Below are 17,834 nucleotides of genomic sequence, written 5' to 3'. Positions count from 1 at the left end.
AGCGTACCCGCGCCGCCGGCACCCCTGCCTGCAGGACTGCGGCTACAGGACTGCGGCTACAGCGCGGCGTCCTTGGGCGGTCCGGCCGGATCCATCCAGAAGACTTCCCAGAGGTGGCCGTCCGGGTCCTGGAAGCTGTGGGTGTACATGAAGCCGTAGTCCTGGGCTTCCTCCGATGCCGTGCCCCCGGAGGTCAGGGCGGTACGGATGACCTCGTCCACGGCTTCGCGGCTCTCAAGCGAGAAGGACATGATGACCTCGGCGGTGCCGGCCGTAGCGGCGACGGACTTCGAGGTGAAGGTCTTGAAGTAGGACTCGACGAGCAGCATCACGTACGCGCCGTCGTTGACGATCATGCAGGTGGCGTTCTCATCGGTGAAGTCGGGGTTGAAGGAGAATCCCAGCGCCGTGAAGAATTCAACGGTCTTATCGAGGTTCCGGACGGGAAGGTTCACAAAAAGTTGCCTGGCCATTGGCCCAAGGTAGCACCGCCCGCAGCATGTGTCAGCAGGTCCGGTCCGCAGCCGGCAGGCCGCCGCCGGGCGCTATTGGCCGTAGAAGACCCGCTCGAATACCGCCCGGGCGCGCCGGCTCAACCGCAGGTAGTCCTCCTCCAGCGCCGCGGCATTGCCTTGTCCGTAGCCGCACCAGCGGGCCACCGCCTCAAGGTCGCGGCGGGACGAGGGCAGCAGGTCCGAGGGCCGGCCGGTCCAGATGACGTTGGCCGAACGGATCCGGCTCGCCAGCCGCCAGGCCCGGAGGAGGATGACGGTGTCCCCGGCGTCGATCAGGTCCAGTGCCGCGGCCGCCTCGAGCGCGTCAACCGTGGACGTGGTCCGCAGCTCCGGGTGCCGGCCGGCGTGCCGGAGCTGGAGCAGCTGGGCCAGCCATTCGACGTCGCTCAGCCCGCCCCGGCCAAGCTTCAGGTGACGGGCGGGATCGGCGCCGCGCGGCAGGCGCTCCGCCTCGACCCTGGCCTTGACCCGCCGCACCTCCCGCACGTCCTGGTCAGACAAAGACTCCGGGTATCGGATGGTGTCGATCAGCGCCACGAAGTCCTCGGCCAGGGCATCGTCGCCGGCCATGGGGCGCGCCCGCAGCAACGCCTGGGCCTCCCAGACGAGGGACCACCGGCGGTAGTACTCGGCATAGGACTCCAGCGACCGCACCATGGGCCCGCTCTTGCCCTCGGGGCGCAGGTCCGCGTCCACCGCGAGCACCCGCTCGGCCAGGATCGCCGGTTTGAGCGGCTGGGTCAGCAGGCTGGAGAGCTTGCCCACGATCTGCAGGGCCTGAGCCTGTGCCTCCTCTTCCGGCACGCCGGGGAGTCCGCGGTGGACGTACATGACGTCGGCGTCCGAGCCGTAGCCAATCTCCCGGCCGCCCTGACGGCCCATCGCGACCACCAGCACGTGGGTCTTCAGCGGTTCCTCGGCGGTGATGATTGTCTCCGCCACGCGCAGCGCCCCCAGGACGGCGGCCCGGTCGGTGTCGGCGAGGGCTTCCCCCACCTGGTCTTGGTCCAGCAGCCCGGCGCTGTCCGCGATGGCGACCCGGAGGATTTCCCGGCGCCGGATCAGCCGGATCAGCCGCATGGCGCTCTCCGGGTCCGCGTGCCGGGACATCTTCGAGGTGATTTCGAGCCATTGGGATTCGAAGCTGAGCGGCACCAGTTCCTTGTCAGTGCCCAGCCACGCCACTGATTCGGGCGAAACCTCCAGCAGGTCCGCGATCAGCCGGGAGTTGGCGAGCACGTGGCAGAGCCGTTCGGCCGCGGCCGTCGAATCCCGGAGCATGCCCAGGTACCAGTGTGTTGTGCCGAGGGCCTCGCTGACCCGCCGGAAGGCGAGCAGCCCGGCGTCGGGGTCAACGCCGTCGGCGAGCCAGTCCAGCAGGATGGGCAGGAGCTGGCGCTGGAGTGCGGCGCGCCGGCTTACGCCGGCGGTGAGGGCCTCGATGTGCCGCATGGCGCCGGGGGGATCGAGGTAGCCGAGGGCGGCGAGGCGGCCCTGGGCGGCTTCCGGGGTCAGGCGTGCCTCTTCGCTGCTCAGGGTGGCGACGGTATTGAGCAGGGGCCGGTAGAAGATTCGTTCGTGGAGTTCCCGGACGGAGCGCTTGGTTTTTCGCCACGCCGCGACCAGGGCGTCCGGCTTGGGCCGCTCGGCGGAGAACGGTCCCAGGACGGCCTTGGCCAGGGACCGCAATGACGCTTCGTTCACCGGCATGAGGTGCGTCCGGCGCAGCTGGAACAGCTGGATCCGGTGTTCGAGCAGCCGCAGGTACCGGTAGTCGCGGTCAAACTCCGCAGCGTCGGAGCGGCCGATGTACCCGCCGGCGGACAGCGCGGCGATGGCCGAGGTGGTGTCCCGGCGGCGCAACGATTCATCGGACTTGCCGTGCACGAGCTGCAGCAGCTGGACGGTGAATTCGACGTCGCGCAGTCCGCCGCGGCCCAGCTTGATCTGCCGCTGTTCCTCATCGGCTGGAATGTGCTCGGTGACGCGGCGGCGCATGGCGCGGACGGATTCGACAAAGCCCTCCCGCCCGGCCGAGGACCAGATCAGGGGCGTCAGGGCTGCTTCGTAGCGGGCTCCCAGGGCGGTGTCGCCGGCGATGGTCCGGGCCTTCAGCAGGGCCTGGAATTCCCAGCTCTCGGCCCAGCGCGCGTAATAGCTCTCATGCGAGGCGAGGGTCCGGACCAGCGGCCCCGACTTTCCCTCGGGCCGGAGGTTCGCATCCACTTCCCACAGTCCGGGTTCGCGGCTCGTGGACATGATCGCGCGTGAGATCCCGGAGGCGAGGACGGTGCCGATGGTTGTGGCCCGGGTCTCCTCCAGCGCGCCGGAATCGATCACGTAGATGACGTCGACGTCGGAAATGTAGTTCAGTTCGCGGGCACCGCATTTGCCCATGCCGATCACGGCGAGGCCGACGTCGGCCACCTCCGCGGCGTCGAACTTCTCCGCCGCCTCGGCCCGGGACACGGCGAGGGCCGCCTCGAGGGCGGCGCCGGCGAGATCCGCCAGTTCCGCACCCGCGGCGGGCATGAAGTCCAGCGGATCGGCCGCGCACAGATCCTTGATGGCCAGCTCCACGAGCCCGCGCCGGTAGGCGGTGCGCAGGGCTGCGTAGGCTTCCTGACCGCTCAGGGCGGCCACCGGCCGGGCCGACTTGGGATCGGCCCGCACCGACTGCAGCAGCCGGGTGCGCAGGGCCACGGTGTCGGCGGGCAGCGGTTCCGGGCTAACCCGGACGTCGAAGGCGTCGAGGTGTTCGGGGTGGCGGATGAGGAATTCGCCGAGCGCCTCGGAGGCCCCCAGGACCCGGTACAGCGGTTCGCTGCTTTCCGGGTCCGCGACGGCGAGCTTGCGCAGCTCCGGGTGCTTCTCGATCAGCCGGACCAGGGACTGCAGGGCCGTGTCCGGGTTGGCCGCCAGCTGCAGCCCCGCGAAAAGGGCATCCTGGTCGAGTCCCTCCAGTTCCCGGGCCGCCAGGAAACGCTCGCCCTTGTCCAGATCGCTGAAGCCGGCGGCAATGAGGCGTCGTGCCAGGCTCATCGGGGCAACCTACAGAATGCCGAGATTGCGCTGCAATTCGTAGGGCGTCACCTGGAGGCGGTAGTCCTGCCATTCTGCACGCTTGTTGCGCAGGAAGTGCTCGAACACCTGCTCGCCAAGGATCTGCGGCATGAGCTCGGAATCCTCCATGGTCCGGATGGCGTCGTGCAGGCTGGCCGGCAGCGGGTCGTGTCCCATGGCGCGGCGTTCCGCCGAGCTCAGCGACCAGATGTCGTCCTCGGCCGCGGCGGGGAGCTGGTAGCCCTCCTCGATGCCCTTGAGGCCGGCACCGAGGAGCACGGCGTAGGCCAGGTAGGGGTTGGCGGCGGAGTCGATGCCACGGTATTCAATCCGCGCGGATTGGCCCTTGCCGGGCTTGTACAGCGGGACGCGGACCAGGGCGGAGCGGTTGTTGTGGCCCCAGCTCAGGTAGCTCGGCGCCTCTCCCCCGCCCCAGAGCCGCTTGTAGGAGTTGACGAACTGGTTGGTCACGGCAGTGAATTCGGGGGCGTGCTTGAGGATGCCGGCAATGAACTGGCGCGCCGTCTCGGACAGCTGGAACTCTGAACCGGCCTCGTAGAAGGCGTTGGTGTCCCCTTCGAAGAGGGAGAAGTGGGTGTGCATGCCGGAACCCGGGTGGGCGGTGAAGGGCTTGGGCATGAAGGTGGCATACGTGCCCTGCTGCAGCGCGACTTCCTTGATGACCGTGCGGAACGTCATGATGTTGTCCGCGGTCTGCAGGGCGTCGGCGTAGCGCAGGTCGATTTCGTTCTGGCCCGGTCCGGCCTCGTGGTGGCTGAATTCGACGGAGATGCCGACCGATTCGAGCATGGTCACGGCGGTCCGGCGGAAGTCCTGGGCCACGCCGCCCGGGACGTGGTCGAAGTAGCCGCCCTCGTCCACGGGGACGGGTGATCCGTCGGGGCCGGGTTCCTGGGACTTGAGCAGGTAGAACTCGATCTCGGGGTGGGTGTAGCAGGTGAAGCCCATGTCCGCGGCCTTGGCCAGGGTCCGCTTGAGGACGTTGCGGGGGTCCGCGGCGGAAGGTTCGCCGTCGGGTGTCAGGATGTCGCAGAACATCCGCGATGTGGCCTCCGTCTCGCCGCGCCACGGCAGGATCTGGAACGTGGCCGGATCCGGCTGGGCCAGCATGTCGGATTCGAAGACACGGGCCAGGCCTTCGATCGAGGAACCGTCGAATCCGAGTCCTTCCTCGAAGGCGCCCTCCACCTCGGCCGGGGCCAGGGCCACGGACTTGAGCGATCCCACGACGTCGGTGAACCACAGGCGCACAAACCGCACGTCGCGCTCTTCGATCGTCCGCAGGACAAACTCTTGCTGGCGGTCCATACTGGCCTCTTTCCGGTTCTTCCATCCGCCCCAGGCCCGGCATTCATGGGCCCCGCGGCTGCTCACGGTTCACTTTACTAAGCATTGCCACCGATTACCGAAGCCGGACCCCCGCGTAACACACCGTTAACATACAGGCGGTCGAATTCGCGGCGTTCGGCGGCAGGGCGCCGTCGCACGGACCGCCCGCATGACGTGATTCACGGCACACGAAGGCGTCTCCCGGTAGCTGCGGCACTTCGTCTCGCACTACGCTCGTGGCATGGCCTCAAGTAACAGCTCAGATTCCAGCACGCCCGCAGAACTTGCGGCCCCCTACGGCAGCGGCCCGGCAGCGGCTTCGACGGCCGCCTCATCGGCCACGTCGGCCGGTGGCACCGGCGGGACCGCCGGCGGGGGTGCGGAGGCGGCCCGGAAACCGGCAGCCAGGATCCGCACGCACCATCTTTACCAGGCCAAGGTCAACGGTGAACGCTTCGCCATGCTCACCGCGTACGACCAGTACAGCGCAGAAATCTTTGACCAGGCAGGCATCGAGGTGCTCCTGGTGGGCGATTCGGCCTCCAACAACGTCTTCGGCAACGAGACCAGCCTTCCCGTGACGGTGGACGAGCTCCTTCCGCTGTGCCGGGCCGTCGCCCGCTCCGCGCGACGGGCCCTGGTGGTCGCTGACCTGCCGTTCGGCAGCTACGAGGTCTCCGCCCAGCAGGCGGTCGCCACCGGCGTCCGGTTCCTGAAAGAGGGCCTGGCCCACGCCGTCAAGATCGAAGGCGGAAAGTTCTACGCCGAGACCGTCCGCGCCATGGTCCAGGCCGGCATCCCCGTCATGGCGCACATCGGTTTCACCCCGCAGAGCGAGCACTCCCTCGGCGGCTACCGCGTCCAGGGCCGCGGCGATGACGCCCAGCGCTTGATCGACGACGCCGTCGCGCTGGCCGACGCCGGCGCGTTCAGCGTGCTCATGGAAATGGTCCCGGCCGCCACGGCGGCCGCCGTGGACGCCGCCGTCGACGTCCCCACGGTGGGCATCGGCGCCGGCAGCGCCACGACCGGACAGGTCCTGGTGTGGCAGGACATGGCCGGCCTGCGCGGCGGAAAGATGGCGAAATTCGTCAAACAGTACGCCGACCTGCGCACGTCGCTCAGCGATGCCGCAAAAGCCTACGGCGACGACGTGCGCTCGGGCCAGTTCCCCGGACCGGAACACTCCTTCTAGTTCCCCGCCTGCGGGCCCCGGACCTTCTTCATCAGGGGACGCTTCGGCAACACATCATCCTTCATGGGCGAGGCGTTGGGGCTCCAGTGCGGGCACACTGACCATTAAGGTCTGCATTAGGACCTCAAGATGTTCCGCCGGTCCGGACGGTTTCATGCGCTCCGCGTAAGGTCTGGCTCCGACGGACACGATTCGAGGAGTATCGATGGACACGAATAGCTTCTGGGACGTTCTGCTGTGGAGTTTCTGGTTCTTCATCTGGATCGCTGCGCTGATGGTGTGGTTCCGCTGCCTGATGGACTTGTTCAGCGACCACGAGCTCAGTGGCTGGGCCAAGGCCGGCTGGGTTATCCTGCTGATCTTCGTTCCCTGGCTCGGCGCCCTCATCTACCTGATCGCCCGGGGCCGCAGCATGGCCGATCGTCAAATGAAGATTGTGGCCCAGCAGCAGGCTGCCCAGCAGGAATACATCAAGCAGGCCGCAGGCTCGACGGCCAGCCCGGCCGCCCAGATCGCCGATGCCAGGGCGCTGCTTGATTCCGGAGCCATCAACCAGACCGAGTTTGATTCCCTTAAGGCCAAGGCCCTGGCCTGACACGAAAACGGGGCCATGCCCGACATGAGAATCACCTGGCTTGGTCACTCCTCGGTGGTTCTGGATCTCGACGGGGTTCGGGTCCTGACCGATCCGCTGCTTCGTTCCCATGCCGGGCTGCTCCGACGCCTGGCACCGCGGCCGGACCCGGCGTCGTGGGACCGACCGGACGTGGTGCTCCTCTCCCATCTGCACCACGACCACGCCGAGTTGCGCTCCCTGCGCCTGCTGCGCGGGGCGGTGCTGATGAGCGCGCCGGCGAACGTGGCCTGGCTGCGGCGCCGAAAGCTGGCGCACACAGCCTCCTTGGGTGACGGCTGGACCCCGGTAGGCAACGGGGTTCAGATCCGCCAGGTGCCGGCCGAGCATCGCAGCCGACCGATGCCGCACCGTCCCAACGACGCCAATGGCCAGCTCGTTCGTGGCCCGTCGGGCACGGTGTGGATCGCGGGTGACACGGGGTTGTTTCCGGAGATGGCCGCGCTCCCCGCCATGGCGGCAGGCCCGATCGATGTCGCACTGGTGCCGGTCTGGGGGTGGGGACCGAGGCTCTCGGCGGGCCACCTGACTCCAGAGACCGCCGCCCGGGCTGTCGCGATGAGCGGCGCGCGGTTTGCCCTGCCGGTGCACTGGGGGACGCTGCACCCTCCGTTCGTCACCAACTTTGCCCGGAGCTGGCTCGAGCGGCCCGGGCACCGGTTTGCCGACGCCGTGGCGAAGCAGGCTCCTGGCTGCACGGCAGTCGTCCTTGCTCCCGGCCAGTCATGGGCCGCCCCCGTGTAAGCCGAGGGCCTCGGACTGGCCCGGCCGCTGGGGATCCCCAAGCAGTCGCTTAGTCGCGGGACGCCGTCGTGGCGCGCTGGCCGCAGGACTCGAGCATCGCCACGAGTACCTGGTGGAGTTCGCCGGCCCCCTCGATCCGCTCGGGTAGCCCTGCCATGAGATCGGCCGGGCCCATCAGCATGGCGCGGTCCTGCCAACCGCCCAGGCCCCCGTGGGATCCCACGAGGCCTTCGAAGGCTGCGACGTCGCCGGTCACGGGATCCACCGTGCTGTTGACGTAGAGATCCGGCGCCTCGGGGTGCATCAGCGCGAGCTTCAGCACCCGCGCCGCATGCAGCCCGAAGCCGGCCAGCGGGTCGGTGCCCTCCACTGCCCCGCTGGTGATGTTGCGGCGCCCACCGCTTCCGATCGCCCACGCCCCGCCGTCGTCATCGATGCCGGCCACGAACCCGACGCCGGGATGGCCCGCCAGGCCAGGGACCAGGGCCGGCCACTGATGTTCGAGGGTCTGGAGACTCAGGCGCCGGTCACCCCGCAGGTACACCAGGCCCAGGTTGCCCGAGCCCAACACGACCACCGGGTCCTCTGCGGCGTCGCCCGGAGCCGGCGTCTCTTGTGCCTTGGTCAGCACCTCGTCGGCACGGCCGGCGAGCTTCCCGGACAATCCGCCAGAGGCGACGTCGCCGGCGATGGAGTCCGCGCGCCCGAGGCCCTCGACGGATGCGTCCACATTCTGAACGTGTTCCTGCATCAGTTCCGCGCACAGATCGCCAAGCGTCTGGTCATACTTGTCCGCGAACGGCGTGCCCTGGGACTGGCCGTGGTCCGAGAGCACCACCAGCCGGTAGCGGCGGGGAGCGGACCCGGCGAGTTCGGCCAAGGCACCGAGCGTGCGGTCCAAACCATCTAGGGCTGCAAGCGACTCCGGGCGGAACATGCCTGCGTGGTGGGCGATCTCGTCGTAGTCAACGTAGTCGACATAGATGCACTTCGTGCCGCGACGCAGCTCCTCCGCCACCAGGGCCGTGTTCAGGTCCCGCAGCAGACCGTTGGTGACAGCCCGCAGCAGGGCGAAGGTCCAGTCCCGCCGCACCCGCGGGTTGAGGTCACGTTTGATCTGTCTCCGGGCCTGCCAACGCTCCTTGAAGATCTCGCCGACGGTCCGCGTGAAGCTGCGCATGAAGCCATTCGGGGTGGCAAAAAACCAGGCGAACGCCCGGCGGGTCTGGGTGGAGCCGCGACGGACCTCCACCCGGCTCATCGTCAAGAACGAGCGGGGCGCGTCGCCGGTGAACAGGTTCGAGATGGAGACGCCGCCGTCGCAGAGCAGGCCCTGGCCGGTGCTGTGCCTTTCCTCGATCACCCGGGCGTCTGCCGGACGGTTGGCCACCAGGACGCGTTGGAGCTCACGGTCATACCACCGGAAGGCCGGGATCCCGTCGACCGTGCCGTGCAGAATGCCCATCTGGCTCGCCGGCGTGGTGCAGGGCAGCTGGGGTGTCCATTCACGAAACTGGTAATCCCCCGAGGCCAGCCAGCGCCGGAGATGGGGCACTCCCCCGGACTGGACCGCCCACTGCAGCACCGGGAAGGGGACCCCGTCGAGCTGGACGAACAGGACACCGTCCACCTCCGGATCGGTCACCGTTTCCTGCCGGCGTGCCCGTCCGGCCAGCGAGGTGATCAGGCCGTCATCGGTTCCGGCTGTGGTGGCCCAGGAGATGAGAGTGCCCACGACGGCACTGACCCAGGTAGCGGCGAGGGCTGTCAACGGCGTCGACTCGATGCCGGGCACCAGACGGATGGCGACGTACATGATCAGGGCCTGCCCCACCAGGGCGGTAAGAAGCACTGCCACCCAGCCCACCCTGGCCGAGATCTCCACCAGCACGGGGCGCAGGACCAGGCCGACGAGGCCGGCTGCCGCCGCCACGGCGGCATATGACCACCAACTGGCCGCAGAGAACCCCGGCAGCAGGGCGCCGGTGATAATGAGGGCTACCGTCGAGGCAGCCCAGGCAAGGGCGAGCCTGGCGAGGTCTGAGATTCGGGCGCCGCGGGTGCGGGCAACGCGCGTCGGCATTTTCCCAGTATGGCGGGCGACAACCGGCCGGCACTCACCCGCACAGGGTGAGAATCACGGTCTGGGAAATATCAGTCAGCGTGTGTGATGTCCGGTCCGCCGTCGCCGCGAGATTCCGCCGCGGGCGCAGCATGCCCGGAATGGGCTAGTCGTCCTCGTCCTTGTCCCACGCCTCGTTGCGCGCCTTGACTTTTTCCAGGGCGTGTTCGGCTTCCTCACGGGTCTTGTACGGTCCGATCAGCTGGCTCCAGTCGGACATCGCGTCTTCCTCGATCTCGTGGGTGTTGACGTTGTACCAGTATTCGGGCATCGGGGCTCCTTAATGGCCCGGAGCGTGTCCGGGGTTGGGTGTCCAAGCTGCAGTCCGGCCACTATTCCGGCCGCACTGCCCTGCTGTGGGGCGTTTGTATTTTCCGGGCTGTATTTTCCGGCTGTATTTTCCGGGGCGAGCCCGGCTACTTATATGATCAATCTATGCCTTCTCTAGCCTCAACTGCACCCATCGGCACGCTGGTCCCGGGGACAGTGAGCCCGCAGCTTCCCGTACCGCCGTCCATCCCGCGTCCGGAATATGTAGGCAAGCCGGCTCCTGCAAAGTTCACAGGGTCCGAGGTCAAGTCGGCGGAGACCATCGAGAAGATCCGGATCGCCTCAAAGATCGCCGCCCAGGCCATCGTGGAGGTCGGCAAGCACATCGAACCCGGTGTCACCACCGACCAGCTGGACCGGGTGGGCCATGAGTTCCTGCTGGACCACAACGCGTACCCCTCCACCCTCGGATACCGCGGCTTTCCGAAGTCCCTGTGTTCCTCGCTCAACGAGGTCATCTGCCACGGAATCCCGGACAGCACGGTGGTCCAGGACGGCGACATCCTCAACATCGACATCACGGCCTTCATCGGCGGCGTCCATGGCGACACCAACTACACCTTCCTGGTCGGCGACGTCGACGAGGAATCCCGCCTCCTCGTCGAGCGCACCCGGGAATCGCTGAACCGCGCCATCCGGGCCGTAGCACCCGGCCGCGAAATCAACGTGATCGGCCGGACCATCGAGTCCTACGCAAAACGCTTCGGCTACGGCGTGGTCCGCGACTTTACCGGGCACGGGGTTGGCGAAGCCTTCCACACCGGGCTGATCATTCCGCACTATGACGCGGCCCCCGCATACAACACCACCATGGAAACCGGTATGGTGTTCACGATCGAGCCGATGCTGACCCTGGGCACCGTTGACTGGGACATGTGGGCCGATGACTGGACCGTCGTGACCCGCGACCGCAAGCGCACCGCCCAGTTCGAGCACACCCTGCTCGTTACGGAGTCCGGCGCCGAGGTCCTCACGCTGCCCTGACCGTTTGCTCCACACGCTAGTTCCCGGAACCACCTGCTCTTTCACCGCCGGCCCCGCCCGGCCACTACAGCCCGCCCCTGCCACGAACGGAACGACATTGGCCAAGAAGGACGAAAAGTCGAAGAAGAACGCCCCCCTGATCGGCATTGACATCGGCGGGACCGGAATCAAGGGCGGGATCGTGGACCTGAAGAAGGGGAAGCTGATCGGCGACCGCGTGCGCTTCCCGACGCCGCAGCCCTCCACCCCTGAGTCCGTGGCCGAAGTCGTCGCGCAGGTTGTCGCCGAACTCTCTGCCCGTTCCGGTGCCCCCGACCCCAGCAGCCCGGTGGGGGTCACGTTCCCCGGCATCATTCAGCACGGCGTGGTCCACTCTGCCGCGAACGTGGACAAGTCGTGGCTGGAAGCAGACATCGATGCCATGCTCACGGCGCGTCTCGGCCGCCCCGTGGAGGTCATCAACGACGCCGACGCCGCCGGCCTCGCCGAGGCCCGCTTCGGTGCCGGCGAGGGGGTCGCCGGCACCGTGCTGGTGATCACCCTTGGCACCGGCATCGGTTCGGCGTTCATCTTCGACGGGAAACTGGTTCCCAACGCCGAACTCGGGCACCTGGAAATCGACGGCTTCGACGCAGAGACCAAGGCCTCGGCCGTGGCCCGTGAGCGGGACGGCCTCAGCTGGGAACAGTATAGCGTGCTGCTGCAGCGCTACTTCTCCCACGTGGAGTTCCTGTTCTCCCCCGAACTCTTCATTGTGGGCGGCGGCATCTCCAAGCGTGCGGACGAGTACCTGCCGCACATGAAGCTGCGCACACCGATCGTCCCGGCCGAACTGAAGAACGACGCCGGGATCGTGGGCGCGGCCATCGAGATTGCCCTCAAGCACAAGTTGGCCAAATAAAGGCCCGCCAGACAAAAAGCGGGTGAGCTGTAAAAGCCAATTGAGCTATCACTCCGGGTCGTTCTGAACGCTGGGAACGACCCGGAGTGATAGCTCAATTTTTTTTGTGGAGCGGTGAGGTGGAGCCGGTGGTGGCTGCGGCTTCCCCTCCGCTGCCACCACCGGAGTCTGTGGCGGATCCTAGGACGCAGTCACCAGGACAATCAGGAAATCTACGACGGCGCCTGAAGCGGCCGTTTGTCCGGGCTCTTACCGTCCCGGCCCTTGGTCTCGGCCTCATGGCGAAGCAGGGAAATCGCCGCCTCGAAGTCCTCCAGCGATTCGAAGGCCTGGTAGACGCTGGCGAACCGCAGGTAGGCGACCTCGTCGAGGCGCTGCAGCGGCTCCAGGATCGCCAGCCCGACTTCGTGGGCCTCGATTTCGGCGGCGCCGGAGCCCCGGATCGCCTCCTCGACTTCCTGCGCCAGCAGGGCGAGGTCGTCCTCGGTGACCGGGCGGCCCTGGCAGGCCTTGCGCACGCCGTTGATGACCTTGCTGCGGCTGAACGGCTCGCCGACCCCGGAGCGCTTGATGACGGTCAGGCTCGTGGTTTCCACGGTGGTGAACCGGCGGCCGCATTCGGGGCACTGCCGGCGGCGCCGGATGGCGGAGCCGTCGTCGGCGATCCGGCTGTCCACGACGCGCGAATCAGGGTTCCGGCAGAACGGGCAATACATGTCGGTTCCTCCCCTGTCGCAATCCGGCTGTCGCAATCCGACCGTCGCACTTGACGTGTCCGTGCTGTATCAGTGCCAGTTTACGACTAGATGTAGCTGAATAACAAGCCTGTAATTACTACATGTAGTGGTTTGGGGCGGCCCGGCTACCGGGCGGCGAACCGCACCGTGACGGCCTCGCCGTGCGCCGGCAGGTCCTCAGCGCCGGAGAGGCTGACGATGTGGCCGCTGACCTGCTCCAACGCGGCGCGGCTGTAGTTGATGACCTGGATGGCGCGCAGGAACGTGGTCACGTTCAGCCCGGACGAGAAGGCCGCGGTGCCGCTGGTGGGCAGCACGTGGTTGGAGCCGGCGCAGTAGTCGCCCAGGCTCACGGGGCTGTAGTCCCCCACGAAGATGGCACCGGCGCTGCGGATCCGGCCAGCCACTCGGGCGGCGTCGGCGGTCATGATTTCCAGGTGTTCCGCGGCGTACGCGTCGCAGGCGGCAATGCCCTGATCCAGGTCCTCGACCAGCACCACCCCGGACTGCGGGCCCGAAAGTGCCTCGCGGACCCGGCTGGAGTGCTTGGTGGCAGCTGCCTGCCGCTCAAGCTCCACGCGGACAGCGGCGGCTAGGGCCTCGGAGTCGGTGAACAGGACCGATGCGGCCTTGGGGTCGTGCTCCGCCTGGCTGATGAGGTCTGCGGCCACGAGGGCCGGGCTGGCGGTGGAGTCCGCGAGGATCGCGATCTCCGTGGTGCCGGCCTCGGAATCGATCCCGACAACCCCTTTGACCAGGCGCTTGGCGGTGGCAACGAAGATATTGCCCGGACCGGTGACGACATCCACGGGGTCGATCCCGGGGAGGTGGCCGCCGTCGGACGCGTCGGCCGGGACCCCGTAGGCGAAGGCAGCGATGGCCTGCGCCCCGCCGATCGCGTAGACCTCCTCGATGCCCAGCAGGCAGGCCGCAGCCAGGATCGTGGGGTGCGGGAGGCCGCCGAAGTTCTTTTGCGGCGGCGAGGCCAGGGCAATCGATTCGACGCCGGCGGCCAGGGCCGGGACCACGTTCATGATCACCGAGGACGGGTAGACCGCCAGGCCGCCGGGGACATAGAGCCCCACACGCGCCACCGGCACCCAGTTCTGGCTGACGACGGCGCCCTCGCCGAGTTCGACGTCGATGTTCGCCGGGCGCTGGGCGTCAGCGAAGGCGCGGGCCCGCTTGATGGATTCCTCCAGGGCCGCGCGCACGGCGGGATCCAGGTTCTCGAGGGCTGCACGCAGCGCCTCGGCCGGGACGCGGGGATGCGTCTGCTCGACGCCGTCGAAAGCCAGGGCCAGCTCCCGCAGTGCGCCGAAGCCCCGCGTGCGGACGGCGGAGATGATGTCCAGGACCTTGCCTTCGGCGTCGGCCATCGTCCCGGACTGTGCCCGGGGCACGGCTGCGCGGAGTCCGGCGAGGGACAGGTGGGCACCGCGCACGTCCACCGTGCGGAAGTTAAGGGCGGCGGTCATCGGGGTCACGGGGCTGTCAGGAGTTAGGCTCACCCGATCATTTTACGTGCCCCGCCGCGGCGGGGTTTGCCGCCGTTGCCCGGGAAGAGGCTGTTCAGGAAGATGGCCAGGGCGATCGCTGCCGGCCAGATGGCGAGGACCGCATAGGAGCGCAGGGAGAAGGCGACGCTGGCGCTGGCCGAGGTATCCGCCGGCGCTCCCCACCATTGGGCGCTGAGCACGCCGGTTCCCCAGGCGATGAGCGCACCGGCAGCACCGGCGAGGACCACCAGGATGACGGCGCCGGGGCCCGGCTGTTGGTGCTTGTTGCCGGCGACGAATGACCCGGCGATGCACCCTGCGAGCAGGCACAGCCCCGCCAGCACAAGGTCCCGGGGCAGCCAGGTGGCGGTGTTGGTGCCGGCGGCGAGGTCCGGGTTTCCGGTCAGGACATTCAGGCCTGACGGCGCCAGAAGCCACCAGAGCAGCCCCACCGGGACGCCGGCGGCCGCGATGACGGCGGCCTTCCGCCATGTCCCGCCGGGTCCGGGCTGCCGCTCGGAATGCGCAGGCTGTGCGGGTTCCCCGGCGTGGTGGACGGGGCCGTCTATCGCGGACTGTGTCATGCAACAAACGGTAACAAGGATTCCCGCGGCGCATGACGCCGGCCGGCAGCACATGACGGGAGACGTAAAGAAAATGCCGCACTCGATTCCCCTGCGCAATACGCTGGCAGAGTAGAAGTACAACACGCACGTGCAGCAGGGAGTTGGATCGCAGTGGCCACAGATGAAGGTATTTTCGAGGGAACATTCAGGGAAATGTTCCGCCGGCACGCGGCCGGCGTGGCCATCATCACGGCCAATCACAACGGTGTCCCGTTCGGATTCACGGCGACGTCCGTGGCCTCGCTGTCCGCCAAGCCCCCGCGCTTTACGTTCAACATGGCCAGGACCTCCAGCTCGTGGCCGGCCGTGGCGAACACGACCTACATTGGCGTGCACATGCTCGGGCTGGAAAACCAGGAGCTCGCCGACCGTTTCGCCCGGGCCGGCAACCGGTTCGACGGCGACCACTGGGAGCTCGGCCCCCACGAGGTGCCCGTGCTCAAGGGGGTCAGCGGCTGGCTGATCGGCAAGGTCCAGATGCGGCTCTCCTTCGAGAACAACGCCGTCGTGGTGGTCGAGGTGGTGGAGGGCCAGGTCGGTGACGACGGCGTTCCCCTGCTCTACCACTCGGGGGCCTACAGCCAGCCCGTTCCGCTCGACTACGAGATCTGACAGATGCCTCATCGGACCGCGCATTAAAACTTCCCCGGTGGTGCATCCGGCGACGGCCTTTGGCCGGTAGTAAGGGTGTAAGCACAACCACCGCCCCCAAGTGGGGCCCCGATGAGGAGTTGGAAATGCGCAAGACACTCTCTGCAGCCACCGGAGCAATGACGCTGCTGGCAGCAGTGGCCCTGGCCTCCCCGGCCCAGGCCGGGACCTGGCACCACAGCGACGAGGGAACGGCAAAACTCTCCGTCCTCCACGGCGTTCCGGGCCTGACCGTGGACGTCTGGGTCGACGGCAAACTCACCCTGGATAACTTCACACCGGGCACATTGGCCGGGCCGTTGAACGTCCCCGACGGAGACCACAAGGTCGCCATCACCGGTGCCGACGCCACCAGCGCCGACCACCCCGTGATAGGTCCGGTCACGGTGGACCTCGAAGCAGGTCGGGACTACACAGCAGTCGCGCATCTGGCCGCTGACGGGAAGCCCACGGCCACCCTTTTCACCAATAGCACCTCCGCCAGCCCGGATGGAAAGGGCAGGCTGACCGTCAGGCACGTCGCTGCGGCCCCCGCCGTCGATGTCCTGGCCGGTGGGAACGCGGTCATTGAGGGACTCACCAACCGGCATCAAAAGACCCTCACCCTCAAGGCCGGCACCGTCCCGGCCTCGGTCGCAGCCGAGGGAACCACTGACCCGCTGATCGGCCCGGCCGACGTCAAGGTCACTGCGGGGAAAAACACCATCGTCTACGCCTGGGGAAGCGTCGCCGACAACAACCTAGGGGTCGCCGTACAGGTAGTGGACTCGCGCGGACACAAAGGCCACGACGAGTAAGCCTTCCGGAGCTCCAGCAGGCATCCTGTTTTCTCGCCCGGTGGGGTCGCATCAACCGCGGCCCCACCGGCACGCGCACAGTGACAGCCCGGAGGGCTGACCCGGTTCGAGCATGGCGGAGTCCCCGCGGGAGCGGCATAATGTGGTCCAACAGGGGCCATTGCCGCTCAAAGGAGCACCTGATGGAGGCTGCCGCATCGCACGATTGGGACTCCGGTCTCGATCACGCATTTGCCGGCGGCGACGAACGCGTCCTCGCGGAGGCGTACCGCCGGTTCAGTCCGCTCGTCTACACGCTGGCGCTGAGATCCCTGGGAGAGCGTGCCGCTGCCGACGACGTCACCCAGGAGGTCTTCATTCGGGCCTGGAAATCACGGACCACTTTTCGCCCGGAGGCGGCGCGGCTGCCGGCATGGCTGATCGGGATCGCCCGCAATGCAATTTCCGACGCCTTGTCCGCCCGCTCCCGCCAGCGCCATCTCGAACAAGCGGCCGCTCTCTTGGTCGTTGACCCCGCTTCCCGCCCGGATGCCGGGGACGTCGAAGAGGTCGCCGACCGCCTGACGTTGGACGAAGAACTGGAGCACTTAGGGGATCCACAGCAAGCAATAATGCGGCTGGCGTTCTATGAAGACCTGACTCACGACCAGATCTCGTCGCGCCTCAACCTGCCGCTCGGTACTGTCAAAAGCCACATCCGGCGCAGCCTCACCCGCTTACGCACCCGCCTGGAGGTGGAACATGGAACACCTTGACGCCGAACTTCTCAGTCTGCTGGCCCTTGGCGAGCCCCTGGGCACGGACGCCGACGCCGACCACCTCGCCAGCTGCCCCATGTGCAGCGAAACCCTCCGAGGCCTGCAACATGCCGTGCACGTTGCCACCCTCGACACCGCAGGCATCGAACTCGAGCAACCCGGCAGCCAGAACTGGGCCGCCATCCATCAGGCCCTCGGCCTCTCGCCGGCCCTCGCCACGGATCCCCTGAGCCAGCCCAGCTCAGGGCCCCCTGCCCCGGAGACACCGGCCGCACCGGCCGCACCGGAGAACCCTGCCGCGGGGCAGGCGCGCCCGAACCACGGCGACGGCACAAAGCCGGCCCCGATCCCACTGCGGCCCAGCGCCAAAGATGGGCATGGCCGTCCCGGTCTGTGGATTATCGCGGCTGCGGCCGGAATCGTTCTTGGCACGGCCGCCGGATGGACCGCTGCCGGAGTTCTCGGACAAGCCGGCACTCCCGCACCCACCTCCACCCAGTCGGGTCCCGCTTCGACAGTCGTCGCCCAGACGCCCCTGACTCCGCTGCCGGCACATACCGGGAGCGGAGATGCCCGGGTGGAGCAACTCCCCGATGGAACCCGGCACCTGATCATCCGGCTCTCCAACGACCACATCACCGGATTCCGGGGAGTGTGGGTCGGCTCTGCCGACCTGTCCAGAATGGTCAGCCTGGGGGTCCTCGACAATGAATCCGGCAGCTTCACCATCCCGGACGGCATTGACCTGGCCCAATACCCCATCGTGGACGTCTCCAACCAGCCATACAACGGGAACCCGGCCCACTCCGCCGACAGCATCGCCCGGGGAACGCTCAACCCGCAAAGCTGATCCTCGGATACCATGCGCGAACCCTGGCGGGGCGGGAGGGACTCGGGGCGCCCTGGATCACTCAGCCTTGCCTGGCGG

At 67.8% G+C, this 17,834-nt stretch carries 17 protein-coding genes; 9 read left to right on the top strand and 8 right to left on the bottom strand.

Annotated elements, in window-relative coordinates:
• Positions 1–56: 56 nt before the first annotated feature.
• From ABH915_RS08830 to glnA, 3 genes are all read right to left on the bottom strand, one after another.
• Positions 57–473 carry a VOC family protein gene (locus tag ABH915_RS08830; RefSeq protein ID WP_026266248.1) on the bottom strand — a complete coding sequence of 139 codons (417 nt, stop codon included), beginning with the start codon at positions 471–473 and terminating at the stop codon, positions 57–59.
• A gap of 72 nt (positions 474–545) precedes the next feature.
• On the bottom strand, positions 546–3,557 hold the full coding sequence (locus ABH915_RS08825) for a bifunctional [glutamine synthetase] adenylyltransferase/[glutamine synthetase]-adenylyl-L-tyrosine phosphorylase (protein WP_370120014.1): 3,012 nt from the start codon (positions 3,555–3,557) through the stop codon (positions 546–548).
• A gap of 9 nt (positions 3,558–3,566) precedes the next feature.
• Positions 3,567–4,907, bottom strand: coding sequence for a type I glutamate--ammonia ligase (gene glnA / locus ABH915_RS08820; RefSeq protein ID WP_018772372.1), 1,341 nt, complete (start codon positions 4,905–4,907; stop codon positions 3,567–3,569).
• 262 nt (positions 4,908–5,169) lie between these two features.
• Here glnA and panB point away from each other — a divergent pair, with 262 nt between their 5' ends.
• The 3 genes from panB to ABH915_RS08805 all read left to right on the top strand — a co-directional run bounded on the left by panB (position 5,170) and on the right by ABH915_RS08805 (position 7,501).
• The gene (panB, locus tag ABH915_RS08815; protein WP_370120011.1) at positions 5,170–6,123 is read left to right on the top strand and encodes a 3-methyl-2-oxobutanoate hydroxymethyltransferase; all 954 of its coding nucleotides are present in this window, start codon (positions 5,170–5,172) and stop codon (positions 6,121–6,123) included.
• Between the two features lie 205 nt (positions 6,124–6,328).
• Positions 6,329–6,718 (top strand): SHOCT domain-containing protein, encoded by a 390-nt coding sequence (locus tag ABH915_RS08810; RefSeq protein ID WP_018772370.1) that lies wholly within the window; start codon positions 6,329–6,331, stop codon positions 6,716–6,718.
• 15 nt (positions 6,719–6,733) lie between these two features.
• The gene (locus ABH915_RS08805) at positions 6,734–7,501 is read left to right on the top strand and encodes an MBL fold metallo-hydrolase (protein WP_370120008.1); all 768 of its coding nucleotides are present in this window, start codon (positions 6,734–6,736) and stop codon (positions 7,499–7,501) included.
• A gap of 49 nt (positions 7,502–7,550) precedes the next feature.
• Here the strand turns inward: ABH915_RS08805 and ABH915_RS08800 are convergent, their stop codons facing one another.
• Positions 7,551–9,584 carry an alkaline phosphatase family protein gene (locus ABH915_RS08800; RefSeq protein ID WP_370120005.1) on the bottom strand — a complete coding sequence of 678 codons (2,034 nt, stop codon included), beginning with the start codon at positions 9,582–9,584 and terminating at the stop codon, positions 7,551–7,553.
• Positions 9,585–9,729: 145 nt separating this feature from the next.
• Positions 9,730–9,894, bottom strand: coding sequence for an SPOR domain-containing protein (locus ABH915_RS08795; RefSeq protein WP_018772367.1), 165 nt, complete (start codon positions 9,892–9,894; stop codon positions 9,730–9,732).
• Between the two features lie 164 nt (positions 9,895–10,058).
• On the opposite strand from ABH915_RS08795, the gene map reads away from it, so the two are divergent.
• Positions 10,059–10,937, top strand: coding sequence for a type I methionyl aminopeptidase (gene map, locus ABH915_RS08790; protein WP_370120002.1), 879 nt, complete (start codon positions 10,059–10,061; stop codon positions 10,935–10,937).
• Positions 10,938–11,034: 97 nt separating this feature from the next.
• Positions 11,035–11,838 (top strand): polyphosphate--glucose phosphotransferase, encoded by an 804-nt coding sequence (ppgK, locus tag ABH915_RS08785; RefSeq protein ID WP_026538815.1) that lies wholly within the window; start codon positions 11,035–11,037, stop codon positions 11,836–11,838.
• 212 nt (positions 11,839–12,050) lie between these two features.
• Here ppgK and nrdR read toward each other — a convergent pair whose 3' ends face one another.
• From nrdR to ABH915_RS08770, 3 genes are all read right to left on the bottom strand, one after another.
• Entirely contained in the window at positions 12,051–12,554 is a 504-nt protein-coding gene (gene nrdR / locus ABH915_RS08780; RefSeq protein WP_018772364.1) for a transcriptional regulator NrdR, read from the bottom strand.
• 146 nt (positions 12,555–12,700) lie between these two features.
• Positions 12,701–14,053, bottom strand: coding sequence for a histidinol dehydrogenase (hisD, locus tag ABH915_RS08775; protein ID WP_370124976.1), 1,353 nt, complete (start codon positions 14,051–14,053; stop codon positions 12,701–12,703).
• A gap of 29 nt (positions 14,054–14,082) precedes the next feature.
• A complete protein-coding gene (locus ABH915_RS08770; protein WP_370119997.1) occupies positions 14,083–14,658 on the bottom strand; it encodes a hypothetical protein in 576 nt (191 codons plus the stop codon).
• A 195-nt stretch (positions 14,659–14,853) separates the two neighbouring features.
• On the opposite strand from ABH915_RS08770, the gene ABH915_RS08765 reads away from it, so the two are divergent.
• The 4 genes from ABH915_RS08765 (at position 14,854) to ABH915_RS08750 (ending at position 17,756) form a co-directional block, all read left to right on the top strand.
• Positions 14,854–15,312: a flavin reductase family protein gene (locus ABH915_RS08765; protein ID WP_018772361.1), complete on the top strand. Its 459-nt coding sequence runs from the start codon at positions 14,854–14,856 to the stop codon at positions 15,310–15,312.
• 125 nt (positions 15,313–15,437) lie between these two features.
• On the top strand, positions 15,438–16,148 hold the full coding sequence (locus ABH915_RS08760) for a DUF4397 domain-containing protein (protein ID WP_370119994.1): 711 nt from the start codon (positions 15,438–15,440) through the stop codon (positions 16,146–16,148).
• A gap of 182 nt (positions 16,149–16,330) precedes the next feature.
• On the top strand, positions 16,331–16,903 hold the full coding sequence (locus tag ABH915_RS08755) for an RNA polymerase sigma factor (protein WP_223916643.1): 573 nt from the start codon (positions 16,331–16,333) through the stop codon (positions 16,901–16,903).
• Positions 16,890–17,756 (top strand): hypothetical protein, encoded by an 867-nt coding sequence (locus ABH915_RS08750; protein WP_370119990.1) that lies wholly within the window; start codon positions 16,890–16,892, stop codon positions 17,754–17,756. The genes ABH915_RS08755 and ABH915_RS08750 overlap by 14 nt, the downstream gene beginning before the upstream one ends.
• The last annotated feature ends 78 nt before the right edge of the window (positions 17,757–17,834 follow it).

The sequence above is a fragment of the Arthrobacter sp. MW3 TE3886 genome, from assembly GCF_041262145.1.
GTDB lineage: Bacteria > Actinomycetota > Actinomycetes > Actinomycetales > Micrococcaceae > Arthrobacter.
Note: the sequence above shows the minus strand (reverse complement) of the source record. Positions and strands in the feature narration are given on the sequence as shown.

What these genes read in the sequence shown, in the direction of transcription:
- ABH915_RS08830 (WP_026266248.1), bottom strand. Translation starts at nt 473, where the DNA reads ATGGCCAGGCAACTTTTTGTGAACCTTCCCGTCCGGAACCTCGATAAG.
- ABH915_RS08825 (WP_370120014.1), bottom strand. Translation starts at nt 3,557, where the DNA reads ATGAGCCTGGCACGACGCCTCATTGCCGCCGGCTTCAGCGATCTGGAC.
- glnA (WP_018772372.1), bottom strand. Translation starts at nt 4,907, where the DNA reads ATGGACCGCCAGCAAGAGTTTGTCCTGCGGACGATCGAAGAGCGCGAC.
- panB (WP_370120011.1), top strand. Translation starts at nt 5,170, where the DNA reads ATGGCCTCAAGTAACAGCTCAGATTCCAGCACGCCCGCAGAACTTGCG.
- ABH915_RS08810 (WP_018772370.1), top strand. Translation starts at nt 6,329, where the DNA reads ATGGACACGAATAGCTTCTGGGACGTTCTGCTGTGGAGTTTCTGGTTC.
- ABH915_RS08805 (WP_370120008.1), top strand. Translation starts at nt 6,734, where the DNA reads ATGCCCGACATGAGAATCACCTGGCTTGGTCACTCCTCGGTGGTTCTG.
- ABH915_RS08800 (WP_370120005.1), bottom strand. Translation starts at nt 9,584, where the DNA reads ATGCCGACGCGCGTTGCCCGCACCCGCGGCGCCCGAATCTCAGACCTC.
- ABH915_RS08795 (WP_018772367.1), bottom strand. Translation starts at nt 9,894, where the DNA reads ATGCCCGAATACTGGTACAACGTCAACACCCACGAGATCGAGGAAGAC.
- map (WP_370120002.1), top strand. Translation starts at nt 10,059, where the DNA reads ATGCCTTCTCTAGCCTCAACTGCACCCATCGGCACGCTGGTCCCGGGG.
- nrdR (WP_018772364.1), bottom strand. Translation starts at nt 12,554, where the DNA reads ATGTATTGCCCGTTCTGCCGGAACCCTGATTCGCGCGTCGTGGACAGC.
- hisD (WP_370124976.1), bottom strand. Translation starts at nt 14,053, where the DNA reads ATGACCGCCGCCCTTAACTTCCGCACGGTGGACGTGCGCGGTGCCCAC.
- ABH915_RS08770 (WP_370119997.1), bottom strand. Translation starts at nt 14,658, where the DNA reads ATGACACAGTCCGCGATAGACGGCCCCGTCCACCACGCCGGGGAACCC.
- ABH915_RS08765 (WP_018772361.1), top strand. Translation starts at nt 14,854, where the DNA reads ATGTTCCGCCGGCACGCGGCCGGCGTGGCCATCATCACGGCCAATCAC.
- ABH915_RS08760 (WP_370119994.1), top strand. Translation starts at nt 15,438, where the DNA reads ATGCGCAAGACACTCTCTGCAGCCACCGGAGCAATGACGCTGCTGGCA.
- ABH915_RS08755 (WP_223916643.1), top strand. Translation starts at nt 16,331, where the DNA reads ATGGAGGCTGCCGCATCGCACGATTGGGACTCCGGTCTCGATCACGCA.
- ABH915_RS08750 (WP_370119990.1), top strand. Translation starts at nt 16,890, where the DNA reads ATGGAACACCTTGACGCCGAACTTCTCAGTCTGCTGGCCCTTGGCGAG.